The following is a 12,307-nucleotide window of genomic DNA, read 5'->3' as shown; positions in this document are numbered from 1 at the left end:
TCACTCCGCCGCCGACTGGCCGCCGGGCGGCGGGGTAGGAGCGAGGTACTGAGGGGAGCCGGTCGCGGTCGGCTTCGGCCCGTTCGACGAAGGGCTTCTTCATGTCCTCGATGCTGATCGCCCCGGTCTACGGCATGGATCGTGCACGGACGGCGCTGCCGCAGGGCAGGCACGGTCCGACGGTGGGGGTGGAGGAGGAATTCGTGCTCGTGGACCGGCTGACGGGACGCCCTGCGGCCCGTGGTCCCCACGTGGTGAGAGCCGCGAGTGCGGTCCTGGGCGAGCAGGTCCAGGCAGAATTCTTCAGCTCGCAGGTCGAGGTGTGCACCAGGCCCGCGACGGTACTGACCGAGGTGAGGTCGGAACTGTCTCTGCTGCGCAAGGTGCTGGGGGAAGTGGCGGCCGGTGAGGGTTGTCTGCTGGTGGCCACCGGCACTCCCGCGATCCCACCGGGGAGTCCGCCGACCGTGACCCCGGGAGAGCGTTACGGGCGGATGGCCGCCCGCTGGCCCTCCCTGATCGGTTCGTACGACGGGATGGTGTGCGGCTGCCACATCCACGTCGGGGTGGAGGGGCGCGGCCAGGCCCTCGCGCTGGCCGGCCACATGCGTCCCTGGCTGCCTGTATTTCAGGCCCTCGCCGCCAACTCTCCCTTCTCCCTCGGGAGGGACAGCGGATGGGCGAGCCGCAGGTCCGTGGAACACGCGCGCTGGCCCGGCGTGGGGCCCGCACCCCTCCTCGACGAAGTCGGCTACGAGCGCCTCGCGGACCACCTGGTGAAGACCGGCACCCTGCTGGACCGCCGGATGATCTACTGGTACGCGCGCCCCTCCGAGCACGTACCGACGCTGGAGATCCGGGTCTGCGACGTGAACGCCGACCTCGACGTGGTACTGCTCCTCACCGCCCTGGTACGGGGCCTGGCCACCGGACTGCTGCTCGAGATCGGGGACGGGCGCCCGCCGCCCGACCTGCCCGCCGGGTGCCTGCACGCCGCCCACCGGCTCGCCGCCCGGCACGGGCTGGCGGGCGAAGGCCTCGACCCCGCGCGAGGGGAGTACGTACCGGCCCTGACCCTGACGGAGCGGCTCCTTGCCCGCGCCGCGCCCGGGCTGGCAGCCACGGGAGACCTCGAACTCGCGGAGGAGCTGTTCCACCGGGTGCGGAGATCCGGAGGCGGGGCCGCCCGCCAGCGCGCCGCGTACCTGCGGCGGGGGCGCCTTGGTGACGTGGTGGGCGATCTGGTCCGCACCACCGCCGCCGGCTGACGCGGCGCGCGGACCGGACCGGACCGGAGCGGACCGCCCAGGCCGCCGACCGGCTGAAGGCGACGTGACGGGTTCCAGCCAGGCACAGGGATCCGCCGCGCCGGCGCGTCGGCTTGGCGAAGAGCCTCGTAGGCTGACCGGATGCGTCACCACGATCTTGTCGTCATCGGTGCAGGATCCGGCAACGCCGTCGTCGACGGCTCGTTCGCCGATCTGGACGTGGCCATCGTCGAGGAGCGCTGGTTCGGCGGAACCTGCCTGAACGCCGGATGCATCCCGAGCAAGATGCTCGCCTACACCGCGCACGTCGCCCACACCGTCCGGGAAGCGGGGAAGTACGACGTGGATGCCGAGCTGCGAGCGGTGCGCTGGCGCGAGGTGCGCGACCGGGTCTTCGCGCGGCTGGACGCCGAACGGGACGAAGGCCGTACGGGCCGCGAGCAGCAGGACTCGGTCACCGTGTACGAGGGCAGGGCACGGTTCACCGGACCCAGGACCCTCCGCATCGACCGGGCGGAGGGTCCCGTCGACGTCAGCGCCGGGCAGATCGTCGTCGCGGCGGGCGGCAGGCCCCTGGTCCCCCGGCCCGTCGCGGACGCGGGCCTGCCGTACGAGACGTCGGACACCGTCATGCGCATCGACGCTCCGCCCCGGCACCTGGCGATCCTCGGCGGTGGTTACATCGCCGCGGAACTGGCCGATGTGTTCGCCGGGACCGGGAGCTCCGTCACCATCGTCGAGAAGGAAGAGCATCTGCTCGGCCCTCAGGACGAGACGGTCCGGGAGCGGTTCACCGAACTGGTCCGCTCCCGCTACGACCTCAGGCTCGGCCGGGAGGTCACGGCGGTCGGCGGTCGGCCGGGCGCGCTACGGCTGACCCTGGACGACGGATCGACGGTCGAGGCGGACATGCTGCTCGTCGCGGTGGGCCGCGTCCCGAACAGCGACCGGCTGGACCTCGAAGCGGCCGGAATCACCACCCACGACGACGGCCGAGTGATCGTCGACCGACATCAGCGCACCACGGCGGAAGGTGTCTTCGCGCTCGGGGACATCTGCTCCCCGGTGCCTCTCAAGCACGTGGCCAACCGCGAGGCGGAGGTCGTGGCCCACAATCTCCGGCACCCGGACGACCTGATCTCGGCCGACCACGCACTGGTGCCGGCGGCGGTCTTCACCCGGCCGGAAATCGCCTCGGTCGGCGCCACCGAGCAGGAGTGCCGCGACAGCGGGCTGGACTACCTGGTGGGCACGGCCGGTTACGGCGATGTCGCCTACGGGTGGGCGATGGAGGACACCACCGGATTCTGCAAGGTTCTCGCCGAGCCCGGCACCGGCCGTCTGCTCGGTGCCCACCTCATGGGCCCGCAGGCCCCCACTCTCATCCAGCCCCTCGTTCTCGCGGCGACCCTGGGCATTGCTGCCACGACCCTCACCAAGTCCCCGTACTGGATCCACCCCGCGCTCACCGAGGTCGTGGAGAACGCCCTCCTCGACCTCGGCCTGTGAGCCCCGCCGCCGAGCGACGTCAGCCGTCGACCGGGCACAGCCGGCCCGGCCCGGCCGGGGTCGAGCTCCGGCGGCGAACGGGACGGCTGCCTGGTCGGGTTCGCCTCGCAGTGCTCCATCGACCCGCCGAGGTTCGCCGTCCGGCTGTCGGTCGCCCACCGCACCTACCGCGTCGCGCGTGCGGGCTGTGGGGTGGCTGTGAATCGACGTACGTGGGGGGTCTGGGGTGCGGGAGGAGTGCAGACAAGTTCTATATTCGTATGAACCATCCGCACGCGACCCGTCTGCGGTGATGAGGAGGGACGACTGAGTTGGTCGACACCGACGCCGCTCCGAGCACCCGCACGGAGTCCCGGAACAACCGCAAGGTCCGCCGGAAGGCGCAGTACCGCAGACGCCTGGGCCTGGGCGTGGCCCTGATCGCTCTGGGCGGGGCCGCCGCAACCGCGGGCGCCTTCACACTGGGCGACTCCTCGGATACCGCCCCGCGCGACGCGAAGTTGACGACCCCGGGCGGTGCGGCCGAGGAGGCCGCCGCCGCGAAGGGCGCGGAGGAGACCTGGGACGGCAAGACCAAGGTGCTGGGGGACGGATCCACCTCCTACACCGGGCCACAGCCAGGACAGCTCAAGCCCGAGCGGCTGAAGCCGGGCGAGAAGCCTCCGCAGTTCGTGGTGTTCTCCTGGGACGGCGCGCTGGAAGGCGACGACCACCTCTTCTCGCACTTCCGTCAGGTGGCCAAGCAGAACAAGGCCCACATGACCTTCTTCCTCACGGGCATCTACCTGCTGCCCGAGGGCAAGAAGGCGCTCTACCGCCCGCCCCAGCACAGCCAGGGCGCGGCCGCGATCTCGTACCCGACCGTCCCGCACGTGCGGAGCACGCTGGGGCAGCTGCGCGGCGCTTGGACCGACGGCAACGAGATCGGTTCGCACTTCAACGGGCACTTCTGCGGACCCAAAGGCGGCGGGGAGTGGAGCCCCACCGAGTGGAAGAGCGAGATAGACCAGACGTACTCGTTCATCAAGAACTGGAAGACGAACACCGGGTTCACCAAGGAGGCGCCCCTGCCCTTCGACCCGGACCGGGAGGTGGTCGGCGGCCGCGCGCCCTGCCTGGAGGGCCAGAAGAACCTCCTGACCGCGATCAAGCCGTACGGCTGGCGCTACGACGCGAGTTCCTCCGGAGACTTCCAGCTGTGGCCGTCCAAGCAGGACGACATATGGAACTTTCCCCTCCAGCTCATGCCCCTGCAGGGCAAGGAAGTTCAGGTCCTCTCCATGGACTTCAACTTCCTCTTCAACCAGTCGGGCGACAGCACCCAGGGCGACCCGTCGAAATTCGCCGCTTGGCAGGCGCAGACCCGGGGCTCGTACATGAACGGCTTCAACCGGGTCTACAACGGCAGCCGGGCGCCCATGTTCATCGGCAACCACTTCGAGGACTGGAACGGCGGCATCTACATGAAGGCCGTCGAGGACGTGATGAAGGACGTCTGCCCACGCCAGGACGTCCGCTGCGTGTCGTTCCGGGAGCTGGCGGACTGGCTCGACGCCCAGGACCCCAAGGTCCTGGCCCAGCTGCGCGCGCTCGACCCCGCGCAGGCACCGGACTGGACCCATCTGGTGAAGTAGGCGGGCGGGCGGCGTCGGCCGCCCGCCCACCCGCCCGACTTCACCGCCCGGCCTACTTCACCGCCTTGATGTAGTCGCCCCACAGACGTACCGCCCGCTCGCTGCCCGGCGTGCCCGGGGCGTCGCCCCCCAGCCCCGTGAGCGGCAGCGGAACCAGGTCGGTGAGCGACATCCGGTAGACCACGACCGCCGTGGACTCGTCCTCGGTGCTGGCCACGAACCAGCCCGCCGTGTTCGCGGCCGTCGTACCGGTCTTGCCCGCCGTACCGGCGTGGGCTTTGCCCACCGTCTTCGCCGACCCCTCGGTGACGGCGTCCCGCAGGGCGTCCGTCACCGCGCGAGCGGTCTTGGCGGTCACGGCCCGGGTCGGCTTCGGCGCGTCGAGCGGCACGTCGGCGCCGTTGCGGGTGACCGAGCGCACCGAGTACGGGTCGGTGTGCATGCCGTCGGCGGCGAAGGTCTGGTAGGCGCCGGCCATCCGGATCGCGCTGGGCGTCGAATTCTCCCCGAGGCTGAACGCGGGGATCCGTGGGCCGAGGCTCGATTCGAGCAGTCCCGAGCGCTGGGCGAAGTCCTGCACCCGGTCGAGGCCGACATCGAGGCCGAGCTGGAGCATGGGCGTGTTGACGGACTGGGCCACGGCCTGGCGCAGGGTCACCTGACCCCAGTTGCGGCCGCCGTCGTTGCGCCCCTTCACCACCTTGCCGCTGCGGTCCCAGTACGGTCCGTCGGGCGTCTGCACGGTGACCTGGTCGTTGCCGTCGTAGGTGCTGGAGGGGGAGACCGGCGTACGGTCCTTGCCGCGCTCGCGCAGCACCCCTTCGTCGAGCGCGGCGGCGTAGACGATCGGTGCGAAAGCCGTGCCGACCGGGATCGTCGTCGCGTTCGACTCGTTGAAGCCCTGCTTCAGGTAGTCGGGGCCGCCGTACACGGCGAGCAGCCGCCCGTCAGGGGCGATGCTCGCCGCGCCTATCTTGGCGTACTTGTCGGTATCGGGACGCCGCTCGGCGTCGAAGCCCTTCTGGGCCTCCTGGACGGCGGCGGTCAGCGCGGTCATCCGGGCCCGGTCGAAGGTCGTGTAGATCTGGTAGCCGCCGAGGTCGAATTCGGACTCCTCGATGTGGCCGGCCTTGATGGTGTAGGCCTTGGCCATCTCGACCAGGTAGCCGGTCTGCGCGCCGGGTATTCCGACGAGGGAGGCGGCCGAGGGCTCGGGGAACGTCGTGTAGGTGGCGCGCTCGGCGCGCGAGAGACGGCCGGTCTCGACCATGCGGTCCAGGATCCAGTTCCAGCGTTCGACGGCCCGCTCGTGGTTCTCCTTGCCGAGAGCGGGGTCGTAGAGGGCCGCACCCTTCAGGAGGGAGGCCAGGAAGGCGCCCTCGCTGGGATTGAGCTGCGACACGTCCTTGCCGTAGTAGGCCTGCGACGCGCGCTGAATGCCGTAGGTCCCGCGCCCGAACCAGCTGGTGTTGAGGTAGTCCTGAAGGATCTGATCCTTGCTCTTGCGGTTGTCCAGCTTCACGGCGAGCAGGAGCTCGGTGAATTTCCGGGAGACGGTGCGGTCCTGGTTCAGATAGGCGTTCTTCACGTACTGCTGCGTGATGGTGGACCCGCCCTGGGTCTCGCCCCCCGTCACCGCGGCGCCCACGGCGCGCAGGACTCCGGACGGCGAGACTCCGGGATCCGAGTAGAAGCTGCCGTTCTCGGCCGCGAGCACGGCTCCCCGGACCTTGTCGGGCACCTTGTCCAGCGGCATCTCCTGGCGGCTGACCCAGCCCGTCCGGGCCATCGTGGAACCGTCGGCCCAGTAGTAGACGTTGTCCTGCTGTTTGGCGAAGGAGTTGAGATCGTCGGGTATGTCGGTGGTTGCGTACGCGATCGTGACGAAGCTCACCATGCCCAGGAACGCGCACAGGCCGACGCCCAGCCACTGACGCCACGAAGGCATCCACCGGCGCCAGCCGGTGCGGCCCGGCCGCGGGAAGTCGGGGCGCAGACGCCGCAGTTGCGTGCGCGCCCCGGCGAGGGCCGGGGCGAGGGCCCGCGCGGAGGCATCGAACCGGCCGGAACGTGCCCGTGGCTTGGCGCGCGACCCCGACCTCCCCCGGCGGCCCGGGACCGCTCCGTCGCTGCCCTCCGAAGCCGCCCGCCCTTCCCGAGATCGCCCCGTACCTGCCATATCCTTCCCGCCCACTCCGAATGCCCCCTCTGCTGTGCTTTCCCGCACACCCTAAAGGCACTTGCTGTGAGGCCGGACCGGAGGTCGGCCGGATCACTCCGTGCACTCCGGGGACGACCCCCGGTGATCAAGCGGAGGCAAGTTGTGGGGCGGATGGGGCTACTTCCACCGGGCAGTCCGGCGACGAAGCGGAACGCGACGAAACAGTCAGGTAGTTGTGCGAAGATTCCGTCCCCCGGTTCGTGTGGACCGGGTGACAAGGGGAAATAGAGTGATACCTAAGAGGTTCAGGCCCGCCGCCATCGCGGCCCTGACCGTGGCCGTGGCGTCCGGAAGCATGCTCGCGTACTCCGCGACCGCGGTTCCCGGCCCTCGCGACGCCGACCGTGCCACCGCCGACGCCTTCGCCCGCATGGCGGGCGACGTGCTCTCCCAGCGCACGCAGGCCCTGGTCGAGGACCAGCCGGGGCGTCACGGCTCCGGCCAGGGCGGCGCGAAGACCCGGATGTCGGCCCAGCTGAAGAAGGACGAGGACGCCGCGCTCCAGTCGCTGCGGTCCCGCAAGACGCGACTGGCGGAGCTCGGTGAGGCCTACACGGACGCCGCCACCCACGTCGTCGTGGACCGGGCCACGGTGACCGGCGGCAAGGCCGTCGTGCAGGTCACCGAGCAGACCACGCTCACGTACAAGAAGCTCCGCGGGGACGAGCCTGCGACGACCGACATCGGGACGCGCTACCAGCTGACGCTGACCAGCAACCGAAAGGGCGACTGGGAGCTGACCTCGATCACGTCCCAGGAGAACGGCCCCGTCGCGGTCAACGAGCCCGTGGCGGCCAAGGTGAACGCCGTCAAGGACGACGGGAAGCAGTACCCGGACGGCACGCCCGCGTCCACGAAGTACCCCGCGACGCCGAAGCCCAAGGCGAAGACGGGCGGAGCCTACGACTACGCCGCGATGGCGAAGTACGCGGAGAAGTACTGGAGCAACTACAACCCTGCGTACCGGAAGTACAACGGGGCCGGGGGTGACTGCACCAACTTCATCAGCCAGGCGTTGAAGGCGGGCGGCTGGAAGGCCGTTCCGGGTTCCACGTCGGACTACCGGAACTGGTGGTACGACGGCTCCCGCCAGAGCGACTCCTGGGTCGGCGTGAACGAGTGGGCCTGGTTCACGCTGTCCAACCAGCGGGCCGCCAACCTGGCCAACGTCTACCAGGCGGACGTGGGAGACATCCTCCAGGTGGACTTCAACCGGGACGGGTCCAAGGACCATTCCATGATCGTGACGTACCGCAGCAGCGCCGGGATGCCGTACCTCACGTACCACTCCACCAACACGTACCGTAAGTCGCTCGCGAGCATCATCGCGTCCTACCCGAACGCGAACTACTACGCGTACCGCACCTGACGGGTGCCCTCCGGTTCTCCTGCCGCTGAACCTCTGCGGCAGGAGAGCCGGGATTCGGCGCCACCCTCGCCCACCCTTTCGTTCATTGCAGATTCATGAATAGAACCTCGGATTCAAAGGTCATCAGATCAATTCGATCTACGATCCGCATATCCCTTCGTCTGGTTCTTCCTCTGCACATGGATCACACAATGATTTCTGCACTGCCGCGTCGACGTACCCTCTTCGCCGCATCCACCGCCACCGTCCTCGCGCTCCTCGTGTCCGGCTGCGGCGTCGGAGGCGGAGACGCCCACCGCATCAGGGTCGGCGTCTCCGGCGACTCCCCGGAATGGGACGTCCTCGCCAAGGAGGCCAAGAAAGAGGGCCTCACCGTGGAGACGGTCGTGTTCGACGACTACTCGCTGCCCAACAAGGCCCTCAGCGCGGGCGACATCGAGCTCAACGCCTTCCAGCACCTGGTCTTCCTGGCGCAGTCGAACACCGAGAACAAGACCGACATCGCCCCCATCGCCGCAACCACCGTGGTCCCGCTCGGCCTCTACTCCGGCAAGCACAAGCAGCTCGCGGACCTCCCCGACCGGGCCGAGATCACCCTGCCCAACGACCCTGCCAACCAGGGACGAGGCCTCCGCGTGCTGGAACAGGCGAAGATCATCGAGCTGCGGAAGGACGCCGGACTCTTCGCCACTGCGGACGACATCACCGCCAACCCCAAGCACGTCAAGCTCACTCCGGTGAACGCCCAGCAGACCCCCCGGACCCTCAAGGACGCGGACGCCGCCATCATCAACGACGGCGTCGCCGAGCTCGCCGGCATCAAGGCCGACACCGCGCTCTTCAAGGACGACCCCGCCGGCCCGCAGTCCGTCCCCTACCTCAACGTCATCGCGGCCCGCGCGGACCGGAAGGACGACGCGGACTACCAGAAGATCATCAAGCTCTACACGTCCCAGGCCGTACAGGACGAGGTCCGCCGCACCAGCAACGGCACCGCCCACCACATCGAGCTGCCCGCCTCCGACCTGCAGGCCGAGGTCGCCCGCATCCAGAAGCAGCTGAAGCGATGACCGCCGCCGTGGAACTGCGCGACGTCGAGAAACAGTTCCCGGGCGGAGCCCGGGCCGTCGACGGCGTCACCCTCTCCGTCGAAGCGGGCACCGCCTTCGGCGTCGTCGGCCACAGCGGTGCGGGCAAATCCACCTTGTTGCGCCTGGTCAACGGCCTGGAGGAGCCGACCTCGGGCAGCGTCCTGCTGGACGGCCACGACCTCTCGTCCCTCGGCGAACGCCGACTGCGCCCCATCCGCCGCGAAATCGGCATGATCTTCCAGCAGTTCAACCTCTTCCGCTCGCGCACCGTCCTGGGCAACGTGCTCTACCCGCTGCGCCTCGCCGGGATGGACCGCGCGGCGGCCCGGGCCCGCGCCGAGGAGACGCTGGACTTCGTCGGCCTCGCCGGACACGGAAAGCGCTACCCCGAACAGCTCTCGGGCGGCCAGCGCCAGCGCGTCGGTATCGCCCGCGCACTCGCCACCCGCCCGAAGGTGCTCCTGTGCGACGAGGCGACCTCCGCCCTGGACCCGCAGACCACCGGCGAGGTACTTGCCCTGCTGCGCCGCGTCAACCGCGAGCTCGGCGTCACGATCCTCCTCATCACCCACGAGATGGAGGTCGTACGGACCCTGTGCGACCGCGTCGCGGTCATGGAGGACGGCAAGGTGGTCGAGAACGGCGAGGTGTACGAGATCTTCGCGCGGCCCCGCCACGCGACCACCGCCGCCTTCGTCCGCTCCGCGCAGCACAGCGCGCCGGACACCGGGCTCCTGGAACAATTGCGCGCCCGCCACCCGGGCCGCCTGGTCACGCTGCCCGTCGTCGACGGCAGCCCCGCCCTGGACGGCCTCTCGGAGCTCCTGCGCGTCCACGGCGTCGACTTCACGTTCGTCCACGGAGGCGTCGCCGAAGTACGCGGACGCCCCCTGGGCAGCGTGACGCTGGAACTGCGCGGCGAAGCCGCCGCGGTCGAGGCGGTCGTCGCCGGACTCGGCGTCCACGACCGCGTGGAAACGGGTGCCCGGTGAAGGCGGACTGGAGCACCTTCTGGCCCAAGGTCCTCGACGCCACCGGCGAGACCGTCTACATGGTGCTGATCACCCTGGCGCTGTCGACCGTCAGCGGACTGGCGGTGGGACTCACCCTGTACGCCACGCGCAAGGGCGGCGTCCTGCCGAACCGGATCGTCCACACGGTCCTGGGCCTCCTCATCAACGTCATCCGGCCCGTTCCGTTCATCATCGCGATCGTCGCGCTCGCCCCGGTCACGCGCGAGGTGGTCGGCACGATGATCGGCACGAACGCCGCGATCTTCCCGATGACGGTCGTCGCGACGTTCGGGATCGCCCGCATCGTGGAGTCCAACCTGCTCTCCGTCGAGCCCGGCGTGATCGAGGCGGCACGCTCCATGGGCGCGAGTCCGCTGCGGATCCTGCTCACGGTCCTCGTCCCGGAGGCGCTCGGCCCCCTCGTCCTCGGCCTGACCTTCATGCTCGTCGCACTGATCGACTTCTCGGCGGTGGCCGGTACGGTCGGCGGAGGGGGCGTCGGCAACCTGGCGATGACCTACGGCTACCTGCGCTTCGACACGTCGGTGATGGTGGTGACGGTGCTCGTCCTGATCGCCCTCGTGCAGTCGGCGCAACTGCTCGGCAACGTGGTGTCCCGCAAGGTGCTCCGCCGCTGACGCGACCCGGCCGGCGGCATCCGGGGCCCTGCCCGCCGGCCGGGCCATGGGCACGGCGTGGCGAGGTCGGGGTGCCCGGGGGCTGGGTCATGATCGGCTGCGTGAAGACTTCCGGACGTCTGGCCGCCTTCGTGGTCGCGGGCCTGCTCGCCGCGCTCCCCGCGTGCTCGGGGCCCGACGGCCGCGGCGGCGGGGCGGGTGCCCGCACGGGCGCGGACACCGATCGGACGCCGGCACCCGGCGCGGCGTTCCGGGCCGGGCACCCCGGTGCCGCAGGCGCCGGTGACCCCTACTTCCCGAAGCTCGGCAACGGCGGCTACGACGTCACCCACTACGCCCTGACCCTGGCCTACGACCCGGGCAGCGGCCGCCTCGACGGCACTGCGGAGATCACCGCGAAAGCCACCGCGGACCTCAGCGGCTTCAATCTCGACCTCCTCGGCCTGGAAGTGCTGAGCGCCACCGTCGACGGCCGCACGGCGCGGGTGCGGCAGGACGGGCAGGAGCTGACCCTGCAGCCGCGCGACCATCTCAGGAAGGGCGCCGCCTTCCGCAGCGTCGTACGGTACGCGGGCACGCCGGAGTCGATCACCCATGACCACGGGTGGCGCGAAGGCTGGTTGAGGACGGACAACGGAGCGGTCGCGTTCGGGGAGCCGACGGGCTCGATGTCCTGGTTCCCGGGCAACCATCACCCCTCGGACAAGGCCTCGTACGACATCACCGTCACGGTCCCCAAGGGGCTGCAGGCGATCTCCAACGGGACGCTTCGCGCCCAGCACACCAGCGGTGACCGCACCACCTTCCACTGGCATCAGGCCGAGCCGATGGCCAGCCATGTGGCGACGGTGGCCATCGGCAGCTACGACATCAGTACCTCCCGGACCCGGTCGGGCATCCCGGTCGTGTCGGCGATGGACACGACCGCGGGCGTGGACGAGGACGGAGCGGTCCTCGGCCGGTTCCCCGAGATCATGGAATGGGCCGAGGGGAGGTTCGGTCCCTACCCCTTCTCCGCCACCGGGGTGATCGTCGATCAGGCGGCCGATGTGCCCTACGCCCTGGAGACCCAGACCAGGCCGACCATTCCGGCCGCCATCTTCCACACCACCAACGTGGTGCACGAACTGGCCCACCAGTGGTTCGGCAACTCCGTCACCCCGCGGACGTGGCGGGACATGTGGCTCAACGAGGGCTTCGCGACGTACGCCGAGTGGCTGTGGACCGAGGACCACGGTGGGGCCAGCGCCCAGGATCACTTCGACCGCAACCACGCCAAGGCCGCGGACGACGACGAGTGGGACTTCCCGCCCGCCGAGCCGCCGAGCGCTTCGGACATCTCCGGCCAGCCGGTGTACGTGCGCGGCGCGATGGTGATCCACAAGATCCGCCAGACCGTGGGCGACGAGGCCTTCCGTGCCCTGGTGCGGGGCTGGACCCTGCGCCACCGCCACGGACACGCCTCCACGAAGGACTTCACCGCGTACGTGGAGGCCAGGGCCGGCCGGGACCTCGACTCGATCTGGGACTCGTGGCTCTACGGCGACGGCAAGCCTTCGTGACG

9 protein-coding genes are annotated in these 12,307 nt (G+C 70.0%); 8 read left to right on the top strand and 1 reads right to left on the bottom strand.

Annotated elements, in window-relative coordinates; translation table 11 throughout:
* Window positions 1-101: 101 nt before the first annotated feature.
* The 3 genes from KO717_RS35430 (at window position 102) to KO717_RS35415 (ending at window position 4,411) form a co-directional block, all read left to right on the top strand.
* Window positions 102-1,268: a carboxylate-amine ligase gene (locus tag KO717_RS35430; protein WP_301373766.1), complete on the top strand. Its 1,167-nt coding sequence runs from the start codon at window positions 102-104 to the stop codon at window positions 1,266-1,268.
* A 141-nt stretch (window positions 1,269-1,409) separates the two neighbouring features.
* Window positions 1,410-2,777, top strand: a complete 1,368-nt coding sequence (locus KO717_RS35425; RefSeq protein ID WP_301373765.1) for a mycothione reductase — start codon at window positions 1,410-1,412, stop codon at window positions 2,775-2,777.
* Between the two features lie 398 nt (window positions 2,778-3,175).
* Window positions 3,176-4,411: a hypothetical protein gene (locus KO717_RS35415; protein WP_301374945.1), complete on the top strand. Its 1,236-nt coding sequence runs from the start codon at window positions 3,176-3,178 to the stop codon at window positions 4,409-4,411.
* 52 nt (window positions 4,412-4,463) lie between these two features.
* Here the strand turns inward: KO717_RS35415 and KO717_RS35410 are convergent, their stop codons facing one another.
* Window positions 4,464-6,590, bottom strand: a complete 2,127-nt coding sequence (locus tag KO717_RS35410; RefSeq protein WP_301373763.1) for a transglycosylase domain-containing protein — start codon at window positions 6,588-6,590, stop codon at window positions 4,464-4,466.
* A 271-nt stretch (window positions 6,591-6,861) separates the two neighbouring features.
* Here KO717_RS35410 and KO717_RS35405 point away from each other — a divergent pair, with 271 nt between their 5' ends.
* The 5 genes from KO717_RS35405 (at window position 6,862) to KO717_RS35385 (ending at window position 12,305) form a co-directional block, all read left to right on the top strand.
* Window positions 6,862-8,001: an amidase domain-containing protein gene (locus tag KO717_RS35405; RefSeq protein WP_301373762.1), complete on the top strand. Its 1,140-nt coding sequence runs from the start codon at window positions 6,862-6,864 to the stop codon at window positions 7,999-8,001.
* Between the two features lie 191 nt (window positions 8,002-8,192).
* Window positions 8,193-9,071, top strand: a complete 879-nt coding sequence (locus KO717_RS35400) for a MetQ/NlpA family ABC transporter substrate-binding protein (RefSeq protein ID WP_301373760.1) — start codon at window positions 8,193-8,195, stop codon at window positions 9,069-9,071.
* Window positions 9,068-10,084, top strand: a complete 1,017-nt coding sequence (locus KO717_RS35395) for a methionine ABC transporter ATP-binding protein (protein ID WP_301373759.1) — start codon at window positions 9,068-9,070, stop codon at window positions 10,082-10,084. Before KO717_RS35400 ends, KO717_RS35395 begins: the two co-directional genes overlap by 4 nt.
* Window positions 10,081-10,743 carry a methionine ABC transporter permease gene (locus tag KO717_RS35390; RefSeq protein ID WP_301373757.1) on the top strand — a complete coding sequence of 221 codons (663 nt, stop codon included), beginning with the start codon at window positions 10,081-10,083 and terminating at the stop codon, window positions 10,741-10,743. Before KO717_RS35395 ends, KO717_RS35390 begins: the two co-directional genes overlap by 4 nt.
* Window positions 10,744-10,832: 89 nt before the next feature.
* Entirely contained in the window at window positions 10,833-12,305 is a 1,473-nt protein-coding gene (locus KO717_RS35385; protein WP_437184613.1) for a M1 family metallopeptidase, read from the top strand.
* Window positions 12,306-12,307: the final 2 nt, after the last annotated feature.

The sequence above is a fragment of the Streptomyces xanthophaeus genome (genome assembly GCF_030440515.1).
GTDB classification, from domain to species: domain Bacteria; phylum Actinomycetota; class Actinomycetes; order Streptomycetales; family Streptomycetaceae; genus Streptomyces; species Streptomyces kutzneri.
This window is presented reverse-complemented; position numbering and strand designations above follow the sequence as displayed.